The organism is Pseudomonas atacamensis, from assembly GCF_017167965.1.
Lineage (GTDB): Bacteria > Pseudomonadota > Gammaproteobacteria > Pseudomonadales > Pseudomonadaceae > Aquipseudomonas > Aquipseudomonas atacamensis.
On record NZ_CP070503.1, the window covers coordinates 1,143,887 to 1,165,371 of the forward strand.

Here is a 21,485-nt window from a genome sequence, read left to right on the forward strand (position 1 = left end):
AGTGTAAGGCAGTGATCGCTGTGGGTGTGAAAGCGCTGACGGACGCTCACGGCGCCAGACGCCGCGCCATCAAGTGCAACAACGGAAACAGCACGGCCCAGAGCAGCCCGATCAAAATCAGCGTGGGGATATCGCCGTAGGGAAATTGCACGCCGGCCAGCCGTCCGCCAGCGTAGTACGACAATGCGCCGCCCACCGCGCCAAGTGCGCTGGCCAGCCACCATGGCCGCGCGCTCCAGGCCAGGCAATGGCGCAACGTGGTGGCGAGCAGCGCCCAGAGCAGCATCAGCCACAGCGGAATCAGCGGTGAGGCGTCTGCAAAGCGGAACACGTCGAGGTAACGCAAGACGCTGTCCACCGCCGTGCCGACAATCACCACGCACAGAATCAAACGACCTTCTGCCGCCCAACTGCTGATCCAGCGCAGATGAATCACCAGTGCCGCCACCGCCAGCAACAGCCACAAACTGTTGCCGCCGAGCACGCAGGCCAGCCAGCCGAGCTGAAACAGCACGGCATTGGCGATTCGCTCACGCATCGAAGCGACCGAGCAACGGTGCGGTCATCGCCGCCGGTTTGGCCAGCAGCAATTGCGCGGTGCCGATGGTGCGTTCGAGGAATCCGCCCTCGCAGTAGCACAGATAGAACTCCCACAAACGCAGGAAATAATCGTCGTAGCCCAGTTCGCTCAGGCGACCATGGGCGAGGCGAAAATTCTCGTGCCACAGGCGCAGTGTCTTGGCGTAATGCAGGCCGAAATCCTCCATGTGCAGCAGGTTCATGTCGGTTTCGCGGCTGACCACATCGAGCATCTTGTGCACCGAGGGCAGGGCGCCGCCGGGGAAGATGTAGCGCTGGATAAAGTCGACGCTGCGCTTGGCCTGTTCGTAGCGTTGTTCGCGAATGGTGATCGCCTGGAGCAGCATCAGGCCGTTGCTCTTGAGCAACTGCGCGCATTGCTTGAAGTAGGTCGGCAGAAACCGATGGCCGACCGCTTCGATCATCTCGATCGACACCAGTTTGTCGTACTCGCCGCTGAGGTCGCGGTAGTCCTTGAGCAGCAGGGTGACGCGATCCTGCAAGCCGAGTTGTTCGATACGCTTGGCAGTGAACGCGAACTGCTCTTTCGACAGCGTCGTAGTGGTCACGCGGCAACCGTAATGCTGCGCTGCGTACAGGGCCATGCTGCCCCAACCGGTGCCGATTTCCAGCAGGTGGTCGCTGGGCTTGAGCGCGAGTTTCTGGCAGATGCGTTCAAGTTTGTTCAATTGCGCCTGTTCCAGGGTGTCGCTCGGCGAAAGGAACTGGGCGGCGGAATACATCATGGTCGGGTCGAGAAACTGTTCGAACAGTTCATTGCCGAGGTCGTAGTGCGCGGCGATGTTTTTCTGCGAACCCTTGCGCGTGTTGCGATTGAGCCAGTGCAGCCCTTGTACGAAGGGCCGGCCCAGACGCGCCAGGCCACCTTCCATGGCATCGAGTACATCGAGATTGCTGACGAATACGCGCACCACAGCAGTCAGGTCCGGCGAACTCCAATAGCCGTGGATGAATGCTTCGCCGGCGCCGATCGAGCCGCTACTGGCGACCATGCCCCACAGGGCCGGGTCGAGTACATGGACTTCGCCGAGCAGAGCACTGCCCGGGGTGCCGAAAAGCATTTGTTCGCCATCCTCGACGACCATCAATTGTCCGTGTTTGAGCTGGGCCAATTGGCGCAACACGCCACGGCGCAGCAGCGAGCCGGTCAAACCGTTGGTGCTGAAGCGACCGAGCGGCAGGCTAGAGGATTTCATGGTGCGGCTCCTTCGGAGGCACAGTGGCGGTTTTAAAGCTGCCGTCGGCAGCCTGGTGAGGGAAGATCGGCGCGCGCTTGAGCAGCAGTCGCAGTGCTTGCCAATAAATCGCCAGAGCGGTTTTTGCGGTCATCCACGGAAAGCGCCGCAGGTAGCGATGCAGGCTGCGACGATCGAGCGGTTCACGGCGCAGATTGAGCGTGGCGTCGAACAGTTTCTCGTTGCCCTGCCAATCGGCCATGTGCACGCCAAGGCTTTGCGCAGCGGGGCTGAAGCTCATGCGGTATTCGAGGTCGCGGGGCAGAAACGGCGAGACGTGAAACGCCTTGGCCACAGCGAAATGCTGATGGAAATCCACCAGGCTGGTCGGCGTCTGCGCCGGCAGCACATAGTGATAACGCTCGCGCCACGGCGTGTTGGTCACTTCACAAACGATCGCCGCCAGTTGCCCGTCGGCTTCATGGCAATAGAAGAAACTCACCGGATTGAACGACAGGCCCCAACTGCGCGGCTGGGTCAGCAGGCAAACCGCGCCTTGTGGCTCATGACCGATGGCTGCGCCGACCTGCTGGCGCACCGCGTCGATCAGGCGCATGCCCTTGCCGGTGAAGGCTTTCAGGTAATCGGTTTCGCGAAACGAGAACGGCGCAAAGCGGCTGCGCCCGGCCAGTGGCGACAGCGCCAGCACGGCGTCCTGTTCGCTCAGGTCGAGATAGAGCAAACCGATGCGATAGCGGAATTCGTGGCGGCGCGGCGAAAAACGTCGGTGGCCGATGACGCCGTTGTACAGAGCGCTGTTCACAGGGTTTCACCGAGCGCGGCGGCTACGCGCAGCCCGCTGACCACGCCATCTTCATGAAAGCCGTTGGCCCAGTAGGCGCCGCAATAATGCGTGTGCTGCTCGCCGTCGAGTTCGCCCCAACGGTTTTGCGCGGCCGCTGCGGCGAGGGTGTATTGCGGGTGGGCGTAGGTATAGCGGGCCAGCACTTTATCCGGGCTGATGCCGGCAGTCTGGTTGAGGCTGACGCAGAACGTGGTGTCGCTTTCGATGCCCTGCAGGATGTTCATGTTGTAGGTGACCGCCGCGCGCGTGTGGCCGGCGCCGCCGAGGCGATAGTTCCAGCTGGCCCAGGCCAGTTTGCGCGTCGGCAGCAGGCGCGTGTCGGTGTGCAGCACGACGTCGTTGTCGGCGTAGAGCAGGGCACCGAGAATCGAACGCTCGGCGTCGCTCGGGTTGGCCAGCAGGTTCAGCGCCTGATCGCTGTGACAGGCGAACACCACTTTGTCGAAATGTTCGAGGCCGGCCGGGCTGTGGATAACCACGCCGTGCTGGTTGCGCTCGACGCGCTTGACTGGGCAGTTCAGACGAATCCTGTCACTGAATGAAGCGGTCAGCGGCGTCACATAGGCACTGGAACCGCCTTCGATGACCTGCCACTGCGGACGATCGCTGACTGAGAGCAGGCCATGATTCTTGAAGAAGCGCAGGAAGAATTGCAGCGGGAAATTGAGCATTTCCGCCATCGGCATCGACCAGATCGCCGCGCCCATCGGCACGATGTAATGCAGGATGAAACGCTCGCCGTAGCCGCCAGCCTTGAGGTAATCATCGAGGGTGGTGTCGGCGGCGATGCGCAGTTCGATCAGGTCGCGCTGGGCTTCTTTGTTGAAGCGCAGAATGTCGCGCAGCATGCCCCAGAACCCCGGCGACAACAGATTGCTGCGCTGTGCGAACAGGCTGTTGAGGTTGTTGCCGTTGTACTCCACGCCAGTGTCCGGGTCGGTTACCGAAAAGCTCATTTCGGTCGGCTTGAACGCCACGCCGAGCTGGTTGAGCAAGCGAATGAAGTTCGGGTAGGTCCAATCGTTGAACACGATGAAACCGGTATCGATGGCGAACGATTGCCCGGCCACGCTGACCGGTACGGTGTGGGTATGGCCGCCGACCCAGTCACTCGCTTCGAACACGGTGATGTCGTGGCGGCGGTTCAGCAGGTAGGCGCAGGTGAGCCCGGCGATACCGCTGCCAATTACGGCGATTTTCATATCGGGTCCCGCTGCGGTGGGTTCTTGCGCACCATGCGTTTGCCGATCGCCAATTGAGCGCGGGCGGGCAGTTTCGACAGCGGCCACAGCGCGGCCATGAACAGTCCCGGAAAGGCAATTTCCAGCGGACGGTCCTTGAGTTTGGCGAAGATGTGCCGCGCCGCTTTATCCGCAGGCCAGCTCAGCGGCATCGGGAAATCGTTCCTCTCGGTCAGCGGCGTTTCGACAAAACCCGGGCTGATGATGGTGACTTCAATGCCTTCATCCGCCAGATCGATGCGCAGCGATTCGAATAGGTAACGCAGCCCGGCCTTCGATGCGCCGTAGGCTTCGGCCCGTGGCAGCGGCAGGTAAGTCACCGAGCTGGCCATGCCGACCAGATGCGGCGCGGTGCCTTTGCGCAACAGCGGCAGGGCGGCTTCGATGCAATAGCTGCTGGCGAGCAGATTGGTGCGCACCACGTGCTCGATGATCGAGGAATCGAACTGGCGCGCGTCGACATATTCACAGGTGCCGGCGTTGAGAATCACGCTGTCCAGCGAACCCCAGGCCTCGGCGATCTGCTCACCGATTTCACGCACGGTCTGACTGTTGGTCAGATCGCCGGGCACCACCAGCACCTGGCCCGGATAACGCTGGGACAAAACCTTGAGCGGCGCGGCCGAGCGCGAGCTGACCGCCAGGTGCGCGCCGCTTTTCAGAATGTCCTCACACAAGGCTGCACCGATGCCACTGCTGGCGCCGGTCAACCAATACCGCCGTGGAGGTGTACGACTCATCCCATTCTCCTTTTCAGCCAGGCAATCACCCGGCCCAATATTGGCAAGTGTTCATACAGCAGCGCCCCGGCATCGAAATAATCCCGATGGCGATAAACCTTGTCGCGCCAGAGCAGGTGCGAACAGCCACCGACTCTGATTTCCCGCCCGTTGGCCAGGCGCGGATGGCGATAACTCATGACCCAGCGCAGGTAACCCTCACCTTCGCGGATCTGGTCGAAACCATGAAAATCGAAACGCAGATCGCTGACGTTGGCGTACAGCTCGCTGAAGTAATCCTGCAGTTGTGCCAGGCCCTGAACTTCGTGCAGCGGATCGGTGAAATGAATGTCGTCGCTGTACAGCTCGCCGAGGCGATACAGGTTGTCTTTGTTCAACCCGGAAAACTCGCGGGCGAAACTGCGCAGGAATTCACTCATCGCTGCCGCCCACTGGCTGGCGCGACGGCAGGTTCTTGAACGCCGTCAGCGCACGCTCGCGTGAGGCGCTGAGGTTGACGATCGGGGCCGGATAATCGGCCACGCCGAACAGTCCTCCTGCTGCCGCCGGATTGTGCACTTCCTTCTTGTTGAGCCCGGCCAGTTCCGGCAACCAGTGCTTGATGAACACGCCTTCGGCATCGAATTTTTCCGACTGGCTCAGCGGGTTGAAGATACGGAAGTACGGCGCCGAGTCGGTGCCGGTCGACGAGCTCCACTGCCAGCCACCGTTGTTGGCCGCCAGGTCGCCGTCGATCAGGTGGCGCATGAAAAAGCGTTCGCCCTCGCGCCAGTCGATCAGCAGGTTTTTGGTCAGGAACATCGCCACGACCATGCGCAGGCGATTGTGCATCCAGCCGGTTTCCAGCAGTTGGCGCATCGCCGCGTCGATGATCGGCAGACCGGTGCGTGCCTCTTGCCAGGCCTTGAGTTCTTCCGGCGCATCGCGCCAGGCCAGCGCCTCGGTTTCCGGGCGGAAGGCGCGATGCCGCGAGACGCGTGGATAGCCGACCAGAATGTGTTTATAGAACTCGCGCCACAGCAGCTCGTTGATCCAGGTCACTGCGCCGACCTTGCCGCTTTCGAACTCGCCCTGATTGCTTTGCAGTGCAGCGTGCAGGCACTGGCGTGGCGAGATCACTCCGGCGGCGAGGTACGCCGACAATTGGCTGGTGCCGGGTTTGGCCGGGAAATCGCGTTCGCTGCGGTAGTAGTCGATCTGCGCGTCGGTGAAGGTGTCGAGGCGGCGCCGCGCCTCTTGCTCGCTGGCCGGCCACAGGGCGCGCAGGGATTCGCTCGGCGTGGCGAAGCCTTTGATCGCCTCGGGAATTGCGTCACTTTCGATATCCAGCGCGGCCTGTTTGCCCGGTGCTTTGATCAATGCCGGCATCGAGCGGTGCAGGCGTTCGTAGCAGACCTTGCGGAACTGACTGAACACCTGGAAATAGGTGCCGGTCTTGGTCAGGATCGTGCCGGGTTTGAACAGCAACTGATCCAGGTAACTGTGGAATTCGATGCCCTCGGCCTGCAACGTTTCGGCCACGGCTTCATCGCGGCGGCTTTCGTGAACGCCGTATTCCTCGTTGACGTGCACCGCCTCGATCTTCAATTGCCGGCAGAGTTTGAGCAATTCTGCCGGTGCCTGATCCCAGTGCGGTGCGCTGCGAATCAACAACGGGATGTTCAGCGCGCCGAGGCTCTGGCTCAATTCGCGCAAATTGCGCAGCCAGAAATCCACTTTGCACGGCGCATCGTCGTGCTCCAGCCATTGCTGCGGACTCAACAGATACACCGCCACGGTCGGGCCGCGCGCTGCGGCGGCCGCGAGGGCGGTGTTGTCATGTTGGCGCAAGTCGCTGCGCAGCCAGATCAGTTGCATGTGATTAAACCCATCATCAAATCAATCCGCGCTCGAGCAGCGCCTGGTGTGCGGCAAGCGGATCTTCAGCCAGGAACAGATCGGCAGTCTGGGCGGTGCGTGCGGACAACTCGGTGTGGTGAATGTGCACCGTGGGGCCAGCAATCAAGGTCGGGCAATTGACGTTCGCCAACAGCTTGGGCAGCTGCGCCAGTTGCATGGCTTTGCTCGAATACAGCAGCACGCCACGGGCTTGCAGATGCTCGACGGTCAGCGCCAGTTCACCGGCCGGCAGTGGCCAGTCGAACACTTGCACCGGGCAATCGGCACTGCTGATCAGCCATGCGCACAGCCACAGATGTGGCTCCAGCGGCAGGTCGGAATGATTGATCAACAGCAGCGGCGCCGAATGCAGCTGACGGTTGTTATGGTAGATGCGCGCACCGAATTTGCTGCGCAACCAGGAAAAGAAAAACGTCCGTTCCATCTGTGCGCCGAACTGGCCCTGCCAGCGCTGTTCGAGCTCGGCCAGCAGCGGCATCAGCAATTGCTCGCACAACGTCCGTGGCGGATACAAGGCGATGGCCTGATTGACGCTGTCATCCAGCGCCCGCTCATTAAGCGCGGTGACCGCCGACAGCAAGGTCTGATGCAGACGCTGCCAATCGTTTTCCACGGTTTCCGTGAAGGCCTGCGGCGCATCGAGCAGTGGCTTGACCTGGCTGACCGCAACGCCACGGTTGAGCCAGGTGAGGATGGCCATGATTCGCTGCACATGTTCAACGCTATACAGTCGATGGCCCTTGGGCGTGCGCTGGGGCACCACCAGGCCGTAGCGACGTTCCCACGCGCGCAGGGTGATGGCGTTGACGCCGGTCTGCCGCGCGACTTCGCGAATGGGCAACCAGCCCTCGTCGAGGGCTTTCTTGAAGTCGGCGCCGAGGTCTTCCCGGGCGCTGCTGTCGGTTTTATCGTTCATTAGATCGCGTTTCGCAGACTGAGGTTTTCCGGATGCGGCTGCAGGTAAACCTGCTGCGCGATGTACGGGTCCGGATGGAGTCGAAAGTGGTGTTTGAGCAGCGTCAACGGCACCACCAGCGGCACGATGCCTTGGCGGTACTGGCCGATGATCTGCTGCATTTCCTGTTTGTCTTCGGCGCTCAGCGATTGTTTCAAATAACCGCTGAGGTGCAGCAGCACGTTGCAATGGGTGCCGCGCGTGGCGCATTTCTTCAGCGCGGCCATCAGCTCGCTGAAGTAGCGCGGGCCGAGCTCGGCGGGATCGCTGTCAGCCATATTGCCGAGCATCTTGCCGAGGTTTTTGTATTGCAGCGGGTTGTGCGCCATCAGCAGGTACTTATAGCGCGAATGGAATTCGGTGAGGGCGCGGCGGCTCAGGCCTTCGGCGAGCACTTGTTGCCAGGCGCTGTAGGCCAGGACGCGGGTGATGAAGTTTTCCCGCAGCACCGGATCGTTGAGGCGCCCGGCTTCTTCCACCGGTAGATCCGGATGTTGGGCACAGAATGCCTGCGCATAGATGCCACGTCCGCCACCGTTCACTGGCGCGCCGTTGTCGTGATAGACCTTGACCCGTTCCAGCCCGCAGGATGGCGACTGCTGCATGAAGATGTAGCCGGACAGGTCCTGCAACTCGGCGGCCATTTTCTCGCCGTATTCGGCCAGCGGCCTGGTGACGTTGATGGTCCGGTCGACGGTGCCGACGGCCTCGGGTTGTTCAGGGTCGCCGACCAGCCGAATCGGCTCACGGGGAATGCCCATGCCGATGGCGACTTCCGGGCACAGCGGGACGAAATCGAAATATTCGGTGAGGGTACGGCTGCATAGCCGCGATTCCTTGTGCCCACCGTTGTAGCGCACTTCTTCGCCCAACAGACAGGCGCTGATGGCGATCTTCGGCTTGGACAGGGAAGCAGTAGACATGAGCACCTCGAATCTATACCTGTACAGAGAGTTATCTCTGTACAACTTTTCCTCAGCATAGATCGATGGATGTACAAGTCAAATGATTTGTATAAGATTTTTGTGCGGCGTTGATCTGTGGGAGCGAGCCTGCTCGCGAAAGCAGTGGGGCAGTCGACGAATTCGAATCTGATACAGCGCTTTCGCGAGCAGGCTTGCCACCACAAGGGAAATCTATTTCCAGCCGAGTAACCAGAGCTTGCTGTCTTTCAGCACTTGCCAATCGAGTCGCTCGCTACGCTGGGTCAGCACCGCCTGCAATTCAACTTCCAGCACCGTACCTTCCTCGTCGCGGATCAGTTCGGTGACCAGAAAATGTTTTTCGCGATTTTGCGGGTGGGCTGCTGTCCACTTCGACAGCAGCAATTTGCGCGGATTGATGCGATTCATTGCAGGTGTTCGTGCAAGCGACGTGCAGCCTCCTGACCACTGAGCCAGGCGCCTTCAACGCGGCCCGACAGGCACCAGTCGCCACAGGCGTACAAGCCCAGATCGACATCGGCCAGTGTGGTCCATTCATGGCCAGTGGCGGGGCGGGCGTAGAGCCAGCGGTGGGCGAGGCTGAACGTCGGCGCAGGCATGGCGCTGTGCAGCAGTTCGGCGAAAGCACCGTGCAGATGCTCGATCACCGCCTCCTTGGAGAGGTCGATGTGTTGCCGGCTCCAGGCGCTGGTTGCATGCAGCACCCACGTGTCGAGAGTGCTGTCGCGCCCGGGTTTGCTGCGGTTGCGCGCCAGCCAGTCGAGCGGGCTGTCCTGCACGAAGCAGCCTTCGATTGGCGTATCCAGCGGGGTTTCGAAGGCGAGAGCGACGGCCCAGGTCGGCTCCATTTTCACCCCGGCAGCGACGCCGGCAAGTTTCGGCGCGGCGGCCAGCAACGCGGTGGCTTGCGGTGCCGGTGTGGCGATCACCACATGGCTGAAGGGGCCGTGGGTGCAACCGTCGGCGTCCTGCAGATGCCAGTGCTCTTCGCCGCGATAGACCTCGGTGATGCGGCAGGCAAACTGCACGTCCAGGCCATCGAGCAGGCCGCGGGTGATGGCGCTCATGCGCGGCGTGCCGACCCAGCGGGTCTGCTCGTCCGGCGACATGTTCAGTTGGCCGCCCTGGAAGGTGTACAGCTGCGGCGCCCACTCGGCGGCCCAGCCCTGGCTCTGCCAGCGCTGCACTTCGGTGACGAAGCGCCGGTCACGCGCGGTGAAGTATTGAGCGCCCAAGTCCAGCGAGCCGGCGTCGCTGCGCTTGCTCGACATGCGCCCGCCGCTGCCGCGGCTTTTATCGAACAGTTGAACGGTATGCCCGGTCTCTGTCAGAGCCTGAGCGGCGGAGAGCCCGGCGATGCCGGTGCCGATGATTGCGATAGGTACAGTCATAGGGGCCTCGTTTACCTTTCTGTACAGACTACGCCGTCGATCAAACCTGTACAATTCTGTTTTTTGGTATAACTTCTAGCGTTCTCGTTCTGACAGCTTGGCCTATTGTTAAACCATAGAGCCTGCCCGATCGAAAAGATCCCTGCCTATAAAAATAGACTAGTGATCCGGGTTAAACGCCACGCGAGGAAGATGTCATGCACATATTGCTGACCGGCGGTACTGGTTTGATCGGACGTCAGCTCTGCCGGCACTGGCTGGAGCAGGGCCATCGGCTGACGGTGTGGAGTCGCCGCGCGGAAAAAGTCGCGCAGATCTGCGGCGCGCAAGTGCGCGGAATTTCGCGTCTGGAGGACCTCGGCGAAGAGCCGCTGGATGCGATCGTCAATCTCGCCGGCGCGCCGATTGCCGACCGCCCCTGGACCCATCGACGCAAGGCGTTGCTGTGGAGTAGCCGCATCACCCTGACGGAAACGCTACTGGCGTGGCTGGAAACTCGCGCGCAGAAACCGGCGCTGCTGATTTCCGGCTCGGCGATCGGCTGGTACGGCGACGGTGGCGAACGCGAGTTGACTGAAGAATCACCTCCCGGCATCGACGACTTCGCCAGTCAGTTGTGTATCGCTTGGGAAGAGACCGCGCTGCGTGCCGAGAACCTCGGCATCCGCGTGGTGCTGGTGCGAACCGGTCTGGTGCTGTCGGCCGAGGGCGGCTTTTTGTCGCGGCTGTTGCTGCCGTTCAAACTCGGGCTGGGCGGGCCTTTGGGCAATGGTCGACAGTGGATGCCGTGGATTCACATCGACGATCAAATCGCCCTGATTGATTTTCTTCTGCACCGGAATCAGGCGAGCGGTCCTTATAATGCCTGCGCGCCGAAACCTGTGCGCAACCGCGAATTTGCCAAGACCCTGGGCAGTGTGTTGCACCGCCCGGCGTTCATGCCGATGCCGACCCTGGCGCTGAAAGTCATGCTCGGCGAGCTGTCACTGTTATTGCTCGGCGGCCAGCGTGCGACGCCGGCACGCCTGGTGGAAGCGGGGTTCAGCTTCCGCTTTACGGATTTACGCGCGGCTCTGGATGATCTCTCCAGCCGCCTCTGAAATAGGACGTTGCATGACCGATCACGCTTTGCTTCTGGTCAACCTGGGCTCTCCGGCCTCCACCTCGGTGGCCGATGTGCGCAGCTACCTCAATCAATTTCTGATGGACCCCTACGTGATCGACCTGCCATGGCCGCTGCGGCGGTTGCTGGTGTCGCTGATCCTGATCAAGCGTCCCGAACAATCGGCACACGCCTATGCCTCGATCTGGTGGGAAGAGGGCTCGCCGCTGGTGGTGCTCAGCCGCCGCTTGCAGGAGCAGATGACCCGGACGTGGAAACACGGCCCGGTGGATCTGGCGATGCGTTATGGCGAGCCGTCGATCGAAACCTGTCTGCTGCGTCTGGTCAAAGCGGGACATAAGAAGATCACGCTGGCGCCGTTGTATCCGCAATTCGCCGACAGCACCACGACCACCGTGATCGAAGAAGCCCGACGCGTGCTACGCGAGAAGAAGCTCGATGTGCAGTTGTCGATCCTGCAACCGTTCTACGATCAGCCGGAATACATCGAAGCACTGGCCGCCAGTGCGCGTCCGCATCTGCAGCAGGATTACGATCATCTGCTGCTGAGCTTTCACGGCTTGCCGGAGCGGCATCTGAGCAAGCTCGATCCGACGGGCAACCACTGCCTCAAAGGCGCCGATTGCTGCCAGACCGCCTCGCCGGCGGTATTGGCGACCTGTTATCGTGCGCAGTGTTTCCGCACCGCCGCCGCCTTCGCCAAAAGCATGGGCCTGCCGGACGGTAAATGGTCGGTGTCGTTTCAGTCACGCCTGGGCCGAGCGAAATGGATCGAGCCGTACACCGAAGCGCGGCTGGATGAACTGGCCAAAAGCGGGGTGAAAAAGATTCTGGTGATGTGCCCGGCGTTCGTCGCCGATTGCATCGAGACACTGGAAGAGATCGGCGATCGCGGCAAGGAACAGTTCCGCGAAGCGGGGGGCGAGGAATTGGTGCTGGTGCCGTGCCTGAACGACGACCCGCAATGGGCCAAGGCGTTGGCGACCCTCTGCGAAAGAGCGCCGCTGGCCCTCTGAGCAAGCCCGCTCACACAGTGATCGTTCCCACGCTCTGCGTGGGAATGCAGCCCGTGACGCTCCGCGTCACTGGACACCGGAGCGTCACCTTGAGGCATCCCCACGCGGAGCGTGGGAACGATCATTGCGGGGGGTTAAATCAGTGGCTCATCCGCCTTCTTCTGCTTCCAGCCGTCATTGCCCGGCAGGATCAGGTTCAGCGCAATCGCCACCACCGCGCACAGCGCGATGCCTTTGAGGCCGAAGTCATCAGGACCGGTGCCGGTGCCGACCAGCACGCCGCCGATACCGAACACCAGCGTCACCGAAACAATCACCAGGTTGCGCGCTTCGCCCAGGTCGATCTTGTGGCGGATCAGGGTGTTCATGCCCACCGCTGCGATCGAACCGAACAGCAAGCACAGAATCCCGCCCATCACCGGCACCGGAATGCTCTGCAGCAGCGCGCCGAACTTGCCGATGAACGCCAGGGTGATGGCGAAGATCGCCGCCCAGGTCATGATTTTCGGGTTGTAGTTCTTGGTCAGCATCACCGCGCCGGTCACTTCGGCGTAAGTGGTGTTGGGCGGGCCGCCGAACAGGCCGGCGGCGGTGGTGGCGATGCCGTCACCGAGCAGGGTGCGATGCAGGCCTGGCTTCTTCAGGTAATCGCGACCGGTCACGCTACCGACGGCAATCACGCCGCCGATGTGTTCGATCGCCGGGGCCAGTGCTACTGGAACAATGAACAGAATCGCCTGCCAGTTGAACTCCGGCGCGGTGAAGTGCGGCAGAGCGAACCATGGCGCTGCAGCAATTTTCGCTGTGTCGACCACGCCGAAATAGAACGACATGGCAAAGCCCACCAGCACGCCGGAAATAATCGGCACCAGACGGAAGATGCCCTTGCCGAAGACCGCCACGATCAGCGTGGTCAGCAGCGCCGGCATGGAAATCATCATCGCCGTCTGATAGTGAATCAGCTCGGTGCCGTCGCCGGCCTTGCCCATCGCCATGTTCGCGGCAATCGGCGCCATGGCCAGGCCGATGGAAATGATCACCGGACCAATCACCACCGGTGGCAGCAGACGGTCAATGAAGCCGGTGCCTTTGATCTTCACGGCGAGGCCGAGGAAGGTGTAGACGAAACCGGCCGCCATCACCCCGCCCATGGTCGCGGCAAGACCGAACTGGCCCTTGGCGAGAATGATCGGCGTGATGAAAGCGAAGCTCGACGCGAGGAACACCGGCACCTGTCGCCCGGTGACGATCTGGAACAGGATCGTCCCCAGACCCGCGGTGAACAGTGCCACGTTGGGGTCCAGGCCGGTGATCAGCGGCATCAGCACCAGGGCGCCGAAGGCCACGAACAGCATCTGCGCGCCGGACAGCACCGTGCGCCAGAGCGGATCGTTGAACTCTTGCTGCATGGTTACGCGTCCTTCTGCTTGGTGCCGAAGATCTTGTCACCAGCATCGCCAAGCCCAGGAATGATGTAGCCGTGCTCGTTCAAACGTTCATCGATGGACGCGGTGTAGATGGTCACGTCCGGGTGCGCTTGTTCGACGGCAGCAATGCCTTCCGGCGCGGCCACCAGGACCATGGCACGGATGTCGCGGCAACCGGCCTTTTTCAGCAGGTCGATGGTGGCAACCATGGAGCTGCCGGTGGCGAGCATCGGGTCGATGATCATCGCCAGGCGCTCGTCGATTTCCGGTACCAGTTTTTCCAGATAGGTGTGCGCTTGCAGGGTTTCTTCGTTGCGGGCAACGCCCACAGCGGAGACCTTGGCGCCCGGGATCAGGCTGAGCACGCCTTCGAGCATGCCGATGCCGGCACGCAGGATCGGTACGACGGTGATCTTCTTGCCGGCGATCTTCTCCACCGACACGGTGCCGCACCAGCCGGCAATGTCGTAGGATTCGAGCGGCAGATCTTTTGTAGCTTCATAGGTCAACAGGGCGCCGACTTCCTGAGCGAGCTCGCGGAAATTCTTGGTGCTGATGTCAGCGCGGCGCATCAGGCCGAGTTTATGACGGATCAGCGGATGGCGGATCTCGAGGATGGGCATGGGAAAGGCTCCGGCGGCGGGCAAAAAAACCGGCCTAGATTAATCTATCCGAGGGTGATGTCCTATAGGACATTCTGTACGTTAGTCCATAAGAGCTTGATTCGACCTCGCGGGATGCGTACCTTTGCCCGCTTTTCCAATTCCGCCAACCCCTGGAGAGCGCCATGTCCGCTGATCTCGAGCATATCCGTCAAATCATGCGAGAGGCTGACTGCCTGTACACCGAGTCTGAAGTCGAGGCGGCCATCGCCCGCGTCGGTGCACAAATCAACGAACAACTGGCTGACAGCAACCCGGTGGTGTTCTGCGTGATGAACGGCGGCCTGATCTTCTCCGGCAAACTGCTGACGCATCTGCAATTCCCGCTGGAAGCGTCCTACCTGCACGCGACCCGTTATCGCAACGAAACCAGCGGCGGCGACCTGTTCTGGAAAGCCAAGCCGGAAGTCTCGTTCATCGACCGCGACGTGCTGATCATCGACGACATCCTCGATGAAGGTCACACCTTGGGCGCGATCATCGACTTCTGCAAACACGCCGGCGCACGCAAAGTGCACACCGCCGTGCTGATCGACAAGGACCACGACCGCAAGGCACGTCCTGACCTGAAGGCCGATTTCGTCGGCCTGCCATGCATCGACCGCTACATCTTCGGTTATGGCATGGACTACAAAGGCTACTGGCGCAACGCCAACGGGATTTACGCCGTTAAAGGCATGTAAGAACCTGCATTGCCCCCTGTGGGAGCGAGCCTGCTCGCGAAGGCGTCGTGTCAGTCAGCATCATTGAAAACTGACACACCGCTTTCGCGAGCAGGCTCGCTCCCACAGTTGTTTTTGTGTGTGCTGATCCATCCGCGTTACCCATGCTAGAGTGCTCGGCCCCGCCTCCGGAGCCTGTCATGCGCCTCTTGATCTGCAGTCTCGCCGCCCTGTTGCTGTCTCTCAGCCTGCCGCTGTCCGCCGCGCCGATGCACAGCCAGTTCCTGCCGCCGGACGATCTGACCCTGCGCGACGCTGAACCCGAGCAACAGCAACTGCTGCAGGTCAGCGAGTATTCGGTGGTGGTCGGTGCGCAGCGCCAGTCCAATCAGCAGCCGATTCCGGTCACCTCATCCTTGTTGATCCGCCTCAAAGGCAAATCGCTGAACAAGGGCGCGAGCATTTCTCAGGTGCTGGTGAGTTTCGACGGCGAGAGCAAAAGCCTGAAAAAGCCGGCCTACGATGACAAAAGCAAAACCCTGACGCTGTTCTATCCGCTCGCTCAGTACCGCGTGGTGATGGATCTGCTGCGCAACGACACGGTGTATGTACAGTTCCTCAGTTATGCCAATGGCCATATCTGGGCCGATTTGCACACCGGGGCGATTCGTCCGCGTTGAGCCGGGCGGTCGGGCAGGGGTAAACTGCCCGCCCCGTGTCATGTCTGCGAGCTGGAGTCGGCAATGCGTAAAGATAAGAAACAAGTGATTGGTGACGAGATCGGCGATGAGCAGATCAAGCTGTTCCTCGATTTTGAGCCGGTCGACGCCACTTCGCCGTCGCTGCACAAACTGATCAAGGCCTACCGCGGTTTGCGCATCGATGACTTCGAGCGCTTTCTGGGCTTCTTTGTTGCGGCGGGTTATGACGTCGATGGCGAGGATGAGCAGGGCAACACTTTCGTCAAATTGATCAAGGATCATCGCAACGCTGGCGACTACATCGAATTGATCAAGAAGGCTCGCACCTGAGGCCACCTCACTACAAAGGTTTGTAAGCCAGGATTATTGGTTCTTGCCTGGCCATAAAAAACGCCCCGCACTCAAGGAGTACGGGGCGTTTTTTATGCCGCAAGATCAAGCGAAGCTTGGTGTCTCGCTGCTTTCTTCAACCAGTTCCAGGGCGATGTTGTTCTGCGTGTTGATCTTGCGATACAGCGCAGCATCGGTTTCCAGAACCTTTTCACGGGCCGGGAAGATCTCCGCCAGTTTGCTTGCCCACTCGCCGGACGCCTTGGCCGGGAAGCATTTTTCGATCAGTTCGAGCATGATCGAAACGGTCACCGACGCACCTGGCGAAGCGCCGAGCAGGGCAGCGAGGGAGCCGTCTTTCGCGGCGACCAGTTCGGTACCGAACTGCAGGATGCCGCCCTTTTTCGGATCCTTCTTGATGATCTGCACCCGTTGGCCGGCCACTTCCAGGCGCCAGTCTTCGGCTTTCGCCTGCGGGTAGAAACGGCGCAGGGATTCCAGACGCTGTTCCATCGACTGCATCACTTCGCTGACCAGGTACTTGGTCAGGTCCATGTTGTTTTTCGCCACCGCCAGCATCGGCCCGATGTTGCCAGCGCGCACCGACATCGGCAGGTCCATGAAGGAGCCATGCTTGAGGAACTTGGTGGTGAAACCGGCGTATGGCCCGAACAGCAGGGATTTCTTGCCGTCGACGACGCGAGTGTCGAGGTGCGGCACCGACATCGGCGGCGAACCCACGGCCGCCTGGCTGTAGACCTTTGCCTGGTGGTGCTTGACCACTTCCGGGTTGTCGCAACGCAGCCACTGGCCGCTGATCGGGAAGCCACCGAAGCCTTTGCTTTCTTCGATGCCCGAAGCCTGGAGCAACGGCAGGGCCGCGCCACCGGCACCGAGGAAGACAAACTTTGCGTCGACTTCGCGGGTGTTGCCGTTGTTGACGTCCTTGATGCTGACGGTCCAGCTCGCGCCGTTACGCTTGAGGCCGGTCACGCGCTTGCAGTATTTGACCTGGGTGTCCGGAGCACTGCTCAGGTGCTTGAGCAACTGATTGGTCAGGGCGCCGAAGTTGACGTCGGTGCCGTTCATTACGCGGGTGGCGGCGAGGACTTCGTCCGGCGAGCGGCCCGGCATCATCAGCGGCATCCACTCGGCCATCTTGCCTTTGTCTTCGGTGTACTCCATGTCGGCAAACGCGTGGTGCTTGCTCAACACGTTGAAGCGCTCCTTGAGGAACGACACACCGCTTTCGCCCTGAACGAAACTCAGGTGCGGTACCGGGCTGATGAAGGATTTGCACGAGCCGAACGTGCCCTTCTTGGTCAGGTACGACCAGAACTGCTTCGACACCTCGAACTGGGTGTTGATGTGCACGGCTTTCTTGATGTCGACACTGCCATCGGCAGCCTGCGGGGTGTAGTTCAGCTCGCACAGGCCGGCGTGACCGGTACCGGCGTTGTTCCACGGATTGGAACTCTCGGCGGCGCCGGAATCCATCAGCTCGACGACTTCCAGCTTGATCGCGGGGTCGAGCTCTTTGAGCAGTACGGCCAGGGTGGCACTCATGATGCCGGCCCCTACCAGAACTACGTCGACTGCTTCGTTATGCGCCATTTAACGCGTCTCCCAAATCTGCAGCACCAAATTGTCGGCATGGCTGCCAGGCGTTCCAGGGCAGGTCAGTGGGCCCGGGCTATCCGTGGTCAGGTGGGCCATGTCCGAATCTTCGCAATTTTTCGCAACTTCGACGGATGCGTGCGGCCTGGTTTCAAGCGTTCCATGAACGCATTTTGACGCAGGGCTGGCAATTCGACTTATGGTCGAGTCATCCGTTTTCGTGCAACCAAATCCGTAGCGGACAGGCTTCAGGCTCCGATGTTCGAGGTATACCCGGTCCTGTGTCGTTGGGCTGTTTCAGACGCTAATGGTGCATGTTCAGACGCAAAACTATTCATTTGCTCGCCACACTCTTGTGAAGTTGTGAAAACCCGTTTTTTTCACGCTCTTTTGAAGACGTGAACCTCAAAAAGGGCTGCCTTGGCCTGGCACCTGCCCGCTAGGGCAAAACAACGCGGTGGCCGAGCGAATGACAGCTCTGCAGATTCGCGAAAAGCGGGTTTTTGCCGGAAGAACAGGCAAGCGCGCCAACTTCACTCGATCTGTGTGGGCGGCTCTCTGTGGGCGATTTTGATGTCGATGCATGCGCATTGACGCTGTTGCGGGGCCCGATCAGGAGACGTCCTTATAATCGGGGGGAGATTGTAGCGAAGAAATGCGCGCAGTTGCTCGTGTTTAATGACTTTTATTAGGCATCCGGTCAGATGCTCAACTGCACCTGACCCCGTGCGCGCATTTGTCGCGGTATGACCCGGGCGCTGGCGGGCAGCGGCTGGTTCAGCCAGGTCAGGCGGATTTCTTCGATTTCCACCCAGCCGTCGCCCATCGGTTGCAGGCTGCACTGCTTGAAAGCCTGGCAACGGCCGTTGCGGTCGAGCAGGGCGAAGCTGCGATGCAGCGGGCGTGGGGCGAACAGCGAGATCAGATAACGCATGGCAGAGTTCCTTGAAGGAGGACTGCTTTGAAGCTTGTCGGCAAGCCATGACGCCAGGGTGTATGGACGGTGAAGAATGTGTGACAGGAACCGCTTTCGGCGGGGTTTGTCTGACATTTCAGTATTCACTGTGCGGCGCTGGTTACGCGCAGTGGCCCACCGCTATACTGCCGGCCTGTTTGTGCCTGATTCTGGAGAGAAGAGCATGTTGCAACGCCTGTTGTTCGGTTTGATCACTGTCGCCGGTTTGACCCTCGCCGGCTGCGCCCACAGCCCGCAACAACTGAATCCGGAGCCGAAGCTGACCACGCAACTGCCAGCGGTCGGTCGCGGCCAGCCTGTCATCGTGCGTGTGGTCGACGGTCGTCCGTCGCCAACCCTCGGCACCCGTGGCGGTCTGTACCCGGAAACCAGCGCCATCACCGTACAGCGCGAGCAGATCCTGCCCAAGCTGCAGGCCCAGGCCGAAGCCGCCGTACGCCTGCTCGGCTTCACCCCGACCACCAACGCACCCAACGCGCCACAGCTGACCGTGACCCTGGCCGAGCTGAAATACCAGTCGCCGAAAGAAGGCATGTACGTGACCGAAGCCACCATCGGCGCGACCTTCCGCTCCGACGTCCAGAACGCCAACCGCCGTTACAGCGGCCGTTACGGTGCGTCGCTGGACCAGCGCTTCGGCATGGCGCCGAATCAGGAGACCAATACCAAACTGGTCAGCGATGTATTGAGTGATGCGCTGACGCGTCTGTTCAAGGACCCGACCGTGGGTCAGGTGCTCGCCGAGTAAGTTTGCGGCGAATGTGAAAAAGCCCGGGGCCAGTGATGGTTCCGGGCTTTTTTGTGGCCGCATGTTTTGAATACCGCATAAACCTGTGGGAGCGAGCCTGCTCGCGAAAGCGCTGGCTCAGTCGAAGCAATGTTGACTGACCCAATGCATTCGCGAGCAGGCTCGCTCCCACAGGGGGATTTGCGGTGCTTCAAGCAGCCTGAGAATAAAAATCGAGCACGCTCACGCCGGTCAGCAAATCGGTTTCGGGCAAGTCCGCATGCTGATGCCCGCCCAGCGCGCAATACACCAGCCAGTGCCGGTCCTGCACGTTGAAGGCGAGGCTGCCGACCAGGCTTTGCTGGTCGTCGTAAGGAGTGATGAGGTACAGGCGATCCTGGTTTTCCGCGTGCAGCATGTCGCATTCCATTCGGGTTTCGAGGCGCGCAGGGTGAAGCATCCACGTGACGATGCCATGACACAGGACAGCCATCGGTCGATTGTCAGGTTATTTGTCGCAAAGGCTGGGGCAGGGCGTCAGGGTTTGGGTAGAATCCGCGCCGCGGTCGTCGGTCTGGCGTCTGCCACACCGGTTAAGTTCGAGGTCTGTGATGTCGCTGCACTTGATGACGCTGTTTACCGCCCATCCCGCCAAGTTGATCAACCTGCTGGCCTTGCTCCTGGCCTTTCCGGGCAGCTGGCTGCTGCACGCGACCCGCCGCCGTGAGCAACGCGCCCAGGCCAGCCTCGCCGCCCAGCGCCAGGCGCAGCCGAATGCCGAGCCGATGCTCGATTGGGCGACGCTGCGCATGAACCGATTTTTCTATCGTTTTGGTTTTGCTTGCCTGGGGCTTGCTTTGATCGTCTCCTGGATCAGCACCCGCTTCTGAAGCAATAGCAAACCTGTGGCGAGGGGATAAATCCCCTCGCCACAGCTGTTGCCTACAGCGGCAATCCAGCCTTGACCCGGTATTGATTGCGCACCGGCGTCGCATATTGCAGCACCAGGTACGGCCGATGCTCAGCGGGGCAGGCGTCCAGACGGCTTTGCCATTCATCCTGCGCCTTGGCCAGTTCGTCAGCCGGGAACACCTCGGCCGCCGTCGGCACATTCAGTTGCGGATCGGCATCCGCCCACTGCGCGTACGCCAGGTAATGCACCGGGAACAACCGGTAGCCGCCGAGAATCTGCTTGTCCATTTCGATCGCCAATTGCTTGGTGTCTTCGAACACCTCGGTGATCGGCGCGGCAAAGTTCACGTGTACCCGGCCCTTGTAGCCGGTGATGCCCTTGGCGATGCTCACGTCATCCTCGCCCGGCGCCTTGGCGTAGGTGCCGGTGGTGGCGCGGATGTACAGCTCGCGGGCCTTGGCCTGATCGCACGGGTCGTACTCATAGCTGATCGACACCGGCGTCACGTTGAGCGAGCGGATCACTTCGCCGAACGGCTCGTCCTTGCGGCTCATGTGGAACATCTTGAGGATCGCCGACTCGGTGCGGTCGTCGCCGTCCTTCGCCCGACCTTCAGCCTGAGCAATCCAGATCGACGCGCAATCGTTGCGGATCGAGTGATTGATGTACGCCGACAGCAATTGATACGCAGCCATTTTCTCGCGACGGCCGGTGATCGAACGGTGGACGATAAAGCTCTTGTTCAAGCGCATCAGGTCACTGACAAACGGCTTTTGCAGCAGGTTGTCGCCAATCGCGATGCGCGGCGTCGGCAGGCCGGCGTGGTACACGGCGTAGTTGACGAAGGCCGGGTCCATGACGATATCGCGGTGGTTGGCGATGAACAGGTAGGCGCTGCCGGACTTGAATTGCTCGACACCGGTATACGTCACGCCGTCGGTGGCGCGCTCGATGGTGTGGTCGACGTAGAACTCGACTTTGTCCTGTAAGGTAGCCACGGAATTCACGTCGGCAAACTCACGACGCAGCCGATGGGCTATAAGAGGTTTGAGCATCCAGCCGAAGGCACCGGCAAAACGCGGGAAGCGGAAGTGGGTGAGGATATCTAGAAACGCCTTGTCGCCGAGCAGCCTTGCCAGTACCGCAGGTACTTCGCTGTCGTCGTAAGGTCGGATGGCATCGAATTCGCCCATCATGCTCTCTTGTTGGAAACGGCTAGGGTAAGTAAAGGGTTTGATCGAAAACCCGCGGGGCACGGTCTGAAAAGTAGCCAGACAAAAATAGCCCTGCAAATAGACCGGCGATTATACGCACAAGTCACTGGGGAGACCGCGATGCTGGAAAATGCACTGTATGAATGTCCGTATTGCGGTGAGGAAGTCGAGACCACTCTGGATTTGTCCGCTGGGGATCAGACGTATATCGAAGACTGCAAGGTGTGCTGTCGTCCGATCACCTTTGTCCTGCAGGTACATGAAGAAGAGTGGCATCTGGAAGTCTTCAGCGAAAACGAGTGAGGGC

Annotated in this window: 25 protein-coding genes; 8 read left to right on the forward strand and 17 right to left on the reverse strand. The window is 60.7% G+C overall.

The window, feature by feature from the left end:
* Nucleotides 1–46: 46 nt before the first annotated feature.
* From JWU58_RS05330 to JWU58_RS05380, 11 genes are all read right to left on the reverse strand, one after another.
* Nucleotides 47–538, reverse strand: a complete 492-nt coding sequence (locus JWU58_RS05330; protein WP_206421574.1) for a DUF2878 domain-containing protein — start codon at nucleotides 536–538, stop codon at nucleotides 47–49.
* Nucleotides 531–1,796 carry an SAM-dependent methyltransferase gene (locus tag JWU58_RS05335; protein WP_016773216.1) on the reverse strand — a complete coding sequence of 422 codons (1,266 nt, stop codon included), beginning with the start codon at nucleotides 1,794–1,796 and terminating at the stop codon, nucleotides 531–533. Before JWU58_RS05335 ends, JWU58_RS05330 begins: the two co-directional genes overlap by 8 nt.
* Nucleotides 1,783–2,598: a DUF1365 domain-containing protein gene (locus tag JWU58_RS05340; RefSeq protein ID WP_016773217.1), complete on the reverse strand. Its 816-nt coding sequence runs from the start codon at nucleotides 2,596–2,598 to the stop codon at nucleotides 1,783–1,785. Before JWU58_RS05340 ends, JWU58_RS05335 begins: the two co-directional genes overlap by 14 nt.
* Entirely contained in the window at nucleotides 2,595–3,842 is a 1,248-nt protein-coding gene (locus JWU58_RS05345) for an NAD(P)/FAD-dependent oxidoreductase (protein WP_206421575.1), read from the reverse strand. The genes JWU58_RS05340 and JWU58_RS05345 overlap by 4 nt, the downstream gene beginning before the upstream one ends.
* The gene (locus JWU58_RS05350) at nucleotides 3,839–4,621 is read right to left on the reverse strand and encodes an SDR family NAD(P)-dependent oxidoreductase (RefSeq protein WP_016773219.1); all 783 of its coding nucleotides are present in this window, start codon (nucleotides 4,619–4,621) and stop codon (nucleotides 3,839–3,841) included. Before JWU58_RS05350 ends, JWU58_RS05345 begins: the two co-directional genes overlap by 4 nt.
* The gene (locus JWU58_RS05355) at nucleotides 4,618–5,040 is read right to left on the reverse strand and encodes a nuclear transport factor 2 family protein (RefSeq protein WP_123444165.1); all 423 of its coding nucleotides are present in this window, start codon (nucleotides 5,038–5,040) and stop codon (nucleotides 4,618–4,620) included. Before JWU58_RS05355 ends, JWU58_RS05350 begins: the two co-directional genes overlap by 4 nt.
* Nucleotides 5,033–6,478 carry a deoxyribodipyrimidine photo-lyase gene (gene phrB / locus JWU58_RS05360; RefSeq protein WP_123444166.1) on the reverse strand — a complete coding sequence of 482 codons (1,446 nt, stop codon included), beginning with the start codon at nucleotides 6,476–6,478 and terminating at the stop codon, nucleotides 5,033–5,035. The genes JWU58_RS05355 and phrB overlap by 8 nt, the downstream gene beginning before the upstream one ends.
* Before the next feature lie 16 nt (nucleotides 6,479–6,494).
* On the reverse strand, nucleotides 6,495–7,436 hold the full coding sequence (locus JWU58_RS05365; protein WP_123444167.1) for a MerR family transcriptional regulator: 942 nt from the start codon (nucleotides 7,434–7,436) through the stop codon (nucleotides 6,495–6,497).
* Nucleotides 7,436–8,398, reverse strand: a complete 963-nt coding sequence (locus JWU58_RS05370) for a YbgA family protein (protein WP_041479992.1) — start codon at nucleotides 8,396–8,398, stop codon at nucleotides 7,436–7,438. Before JWU58_RS05370 ends, JWU58_RS05365 begins: the two co-directional genes overlap by 1 nt.
* A gap of 213 nt (nucleotides 8,399–8,611) precedes the next feature.
* Nucleotides 8,612–8,827, reverse strand: coding sequence for a TIGR02450 family Trp-rich protein (locus JWU58_RS05375; protein ID WP_016773224.1), 216 nt, complete (start codon nucleotides 8,825–8,827; stop codon nucleotides 8,612–8,614).
* Nucleotides 8,824–9,810 (reverse strand): NAD(P)/FAD-dependent oxidoreductase, encoded by a 987-nt coding sequence (locus JWU58_RS05380; RefSeq protein ID WP_024014282.1) that lies wholly within the window; start codon nucleotides 9,808–9,810, stop codon nucleotides 8,824–8,826. Before JWU58_RS05380 ends, JWU58_RS05375 begins: the two co-directional genes overlap by 4 nt.
* 197 nt (nucleotides 9,811–10,007) lie before the next feature.
* Here JWU58_RS05380 and JWU58_RS05385 point away from each other — a divergent pair, with 197 nt between their 5' ends.
* Both JWU58_RS05385 and hemH read left to right on the forward strand, forming a co-directional pair.
* The gene (locus JWU58_RS05385; protein WP_016773227.1) at nucleotides 10,008–10,910 is read left to right on the forward strand and encodes a TIGR01777 family oxidoreductase; all 903 of its coding nucleotides are present in this window, start codon (nucleotides 10,008–10,010) and stop codon (nucleotides 10,908–10,910) included.
* Nucleotides 10,911–10,923: 13 nt separating this feature from the next.
* Nucleotides 10,924–11,949: a ferrochelatase gene (gene hemH / locus JWU58_RS05390; protein WP_123444168.1), complete on the forward strand. Its 1,026-nt coding sequence runs from the start codon at nucleotides 10,924–10,926 to the stop codon at nucleotides 11,947–11,949.
* Nucleotides 11,950–12,083: 134 nt separating this feature from the next.
* Here hemH and JWU58_RS05395 read toward each other — a convergent pair whose 3' ends face one another.
* Nucleotides 12,084–13,358: a uracil-xanthine permease family protein gene (locus JWU58_RS05395; RefSeq protein ID WP_016773229.1), complete on the reverse strand. Its 1,275-nt coding sequence runs from the start codon at nucleotides 13,356–13,358 to the stop codon at nucleotides 12,084–12,086.
* Nucleotides 13,359–13,360: 2 nt separating this feature from the next.
* The gene (gene upp, locus JWU58_RS05400; RefSeq protein WP_024014279.1) at nucleotides 13,361–13,999 is read right to left on the reverse strand and encodes a uracil phosphoribosyltransferase; all 639 of its coding nucleotides are present in this window, start codon (nucleotides 13,997–13,999) and stop codon (nucleotides 13,361–13,363) included.
* Nucleotides 14,000–14,163: 164 nt separating this feature from the next.
* Here upp and JWU58_RS05405 point away from each other — a divergent pair, with 164 nt between their 5' ends.
* From JWU58_RS05405 to JWU58_RS05415, 3 genes are all read left to right on the forward strand, one after another.
* On the forward strand, nucleotides 14,164–14,721 hold the full coding sequence (locus tag JWU58_RS05405) for a hypoxanthine-guanine phosphoribosyltransferase (RefSeq protein ID WP_016773231.1): 558 nt from the start codon (nucleotides 14,164–14,166) through the stop codon (nucleotides 14,719–14,721).
* 179 nt (nucleotides 14,722–14,900) lie between these two features.
* Entirely contained in the window at nucleotides 14,901–15,380 is a 480-nt protein-coding gene (locus tag JWU58_RS05410; RefSeq protein WP_016773232.1) for a hypothetical protein, read from the forward strand.
* A gap of 63 nt (nucleotides 15,381–15,443) precedes the next feature.
* A complete protein-coding gene (locus JWU58_RS05415; protein WP_123444169.1) occupies nucleotides 15,444–15,731 on the forward strand; it encodes a PA4642 family protein in 288 nt (95 codons plus the stop codon).
* Between the two features lie 105 nt (nucleotides 15,732–15,836).
* Here the strand turns inward: JWU58_RS05415 and mqo are convergent, their stop codons facing one another.
* Nucleotides 15,837–17,345: a malate dehydrogenase (quinone) gene (mqo, locus tag JWU58_RS05420; protein ID WP_206421576.1), complete on the reverse strand. Its 1,509-nt coding sequence runs from the start codon at nucleotides 17,343–17,345 to the stop codon at nucleotides 15,837–15,839.
* A gap of 703 nt (nucleotides 17,346–18,048) precedes the next feature.
* The gene (locus tag JWU58_RS05425; RefSeq protein ID WP_071173565.1) at nucleotides 18,049–18,282 is read right to left on the reverse strand and encodes a hypothetical protein; all 234 of its coding nucleotides are present in this window, start codon (nucleotides 18,280–18,282) and stop codon (nucleotides 18,049–18,051) included.
* A 205-nt stretch (nucleotides 18,283–18,487) separates the two neighbouring features.
* Here JWU58_RS05425 and JWU58_RS05430 point away from each other — a divergent pair, with 205 nt between their 5' ends.
* Nucleotides 18,488–19,072 carry a YajG family lipoprotein gene (locus JWU58_RS05430; protein ID WP_024014276.1) on the forward strand — a complete coding sequence of 195 codons (585 nt, stop codon included), beginning with the start codon at nucleotides 18,488–18,490 and terminating at the stop codon, nucleotides 19,070–19,072.
* A 190-nt stretch (nucleotides 19,073–19,262) separates the two neighbouring features.
* Here the strand turns inward: JWU58_RS05430 and JWU58_RS05435 are convergent, their stop codons facing one another.
* Nucleotides 19,263–19,469 (reverse strand): hypothetical protein, encoded by a 207-nt coding sequence (locus JWU58_RS05435; protein WP_016770662.1) that lies wholly within the window; start codon nucleotides 19,467–19,469, stop codon nucleotides 19,263–19,265.
* Nucleotides 19,470–19,662: 193 nt separating this feature from the next.
* On the opposite strand from JWU58_RS05435, the gene JWU58_RS05440 reads away from it, so the two are divergent.
* Nucleotides 19,663–19,941: a hypothetical protein gene (locus JWU58_RS05440; protein ID WP_016770663.1), complete on the forward strand. Its 279-nt coding sequence runs from the start codon at nucleotides 19,663–19,665 to the stop codon at nucleotides 19,939–19,941.
* 52 nt (nucleotides 19,942–19,993) lie between these two features.
* Here JWU58_RS05440 and JWU58_RS05445 read toward each other — a convergent pair whose 3' ends face one another.
* Nucleotides 19,994–21,160 (reverse strand): 1-acyl-sn-glycerol-3-phosphate acyltransferase, encoded by a 1,167-nt coding sequence (locus JWU58_RS05445; protein ID WP_041479984.1) that lies wholly within the window; start codon nucleotides 21,158–21,160, stop codon nucleotides 19,994–19,996.
* Between the two features lie 138 nt (nucleotides 21,161–21,298).
* Between JWU58_RS05445 and JWU58_RS05450 the strand changes: the two genes are divergently transcribed.
* The gene (locus JWU58_RS05450) at nucleotides 21,299–21,481 is read left to right on the forward strand and encodes a CPXCG motif-containing cysteine-rich protein (RefSeq protein ID WP_206421577.1); all 183 of its coding nucleotides are present in this window, start codon (nucleotides 21,299–21,301) and stop codon (nucleotides 21,479–21,481) included.
* Nucleotides 21,482–21,485 lie beyond the last annotated feature (4 nt).

Coding starts and splice junctions, on each gene's coding strand:
- JWU58_RS05430 (WP_024014276.1), top strand. CDS start 18,488: ATGTTGCAACGCCTGTTGTTCGGTTTGATCACTGTCGCCGGTTTGACC.
- JWU58_RS05380 (WP_024014282.1), bottom strand. CDS start 9,810: ATGACTGTACCTATCGCAATCATCGGCACCGGCATCGCCGGGCTCTCC.
- JWU58_RS05450 (WP_206421577.1), top strand. CDS start 21,299: ATGCTGGAAAATGCACTGTATGAATGTCCGTATTGCGGTGAGGAAGTC.
- hemH (WP_123444168.1), top strand. CDS start 10,924: ATGACCGATCACGCTTTGCTTCTGGTCAACCTGGGCTCTCCGGCCTCC.
- upp (WP_024014279.1), bottom strand. CDS start 13,999: ATGCCCATCCTCGAGATCCGCCATCCGCTGATCCGTCATAAACTCGGC.
- JWU58_RS05350 (WP_016773219.1), bottom strand. CDS start 4,621: ATGAGTCGTACACCTCCACGGCGGTATTGGTTGACCGGCGCCAGCAGT.
- JWU58_RS05385 (WP_016773227.1), top strand. CDS start 10,008: ATGCACATATTGCTGACCGGCGGTACTGGTTTGATCGGACGTCAGCTC.
- JWU58_RS05395 (WP_016773229.1), bottom strand. CDS start 13,358: ATGCAGCAAGAGTTCAACGATCCGCTCTGGCGCACGGTGCTGTCCGGC.
- JWU58_RS05410 (WP_016773232.1), top strand. CDS start 14,901: ATGCGCCTCTTGATCTGCAGTCTCGCCGCCCTGTTGCTGTCTCTCAGC.
- JWU58_RS05365 (WP_123444167.1), bottom strand. CDS start 7,436: ATGAACGATAAAACCGACAGCAGCGCCCGGGAAGACCTCGGCGCCGAC.
- JWU58_RS05415 (WP_123444169.1), top strand. CDS start 15,444: ATGCGTAAAGATAAGAAACAAGTGATTGGTGACGAGATCGGCGATGAG.
- JWU58_RS05445 (WP_041479984.1), bottom strand. CDS start 21,160: ATGATGGGCGAATTCGATGCCATCCGACCTTACGACGACAGCGAAGTA.
- JWU58_RS05425 (WP_071173565.1), bottom strand. CDS start 18,282: ATGCGTTATCTGATCTCGCTGTTCGCCCCACGCCCGCTGCATCGCAGC.
- mqo (WP_206421576.1), bottom strand. CDS start 17,345: ATGGCGCATAACGAAGCAGTCGACGTAGTTCTGGTAGGGGCCGGCATC.
- JWU58_RS05330 (WP_206421574.1), bottom strand. CDS start 538: ATGCGTGAGCGAATCGCCAATGCCGTGCTGTTTCAGCTCGGCTGGCTG.
- JWU58_RS05355 (WP_123444165.1), bottom strand. CDS start 5,040: ATGAGTGAATTCCTGCGCAGTTTCGCCCGCGAGTTTTCCGGGTTGAAC.
- JWU58_RS05335 (WP_016773216.1), bottom strand. CDS start 1,796: ATGAAATCCTCTAGCCTGCCGCTCGGTCGCTTCAGCACCAACGGTTTG.
- JWU58_RS05435 (WP_016770662.1), bottom strand. CDS start 19,469: ATGCTGCACGCGGAAAACCAGGATCGCCTGTACCTCATCACTCCTTAC.
- JWU58_RS05370 (WP_041479992.1), bottom strand. CDS start 8,398: ATGTCTACTGCTTCCCTGTCCAAGCCGAAGATCGCCATCAGCGCCTGT.
- JWU58_RS05345 (WP_206421575.1), bottom strand. CDS start 3,842: ATGAAAATCGCCGTAATTGGCAGCGGTATCGCCGGGCTCACCTGCGCC.
- JWU58_RS05440 (WP_016770663.1), top strand. CDS start 19,663: ATGTCGCTGCACTTGATGACGCTGTTTACCGCCCATCCCGCCAAGTTG.
- JWU58_RS05405 (WP_016773231.1), top strand. CDS start 14,164: ATGTCCGCTGATCTCGAGCATATCCGTCAAATCATGCGAGAGGCTGAC.
- JWU58_RS05375 (WP_016773224.1), bottom strand. CDS start 8,827: ATGAATCGCATCAATCCGCGCAAATTGCTGCTGTCGAAGTGGACAGCA.
- phrB (WP_123444166.1), bottom strand. CDS start 6,478: ATGCAACTGATCTGGCTGCGCAGCGACTTGCGCCAACATGACAACACC.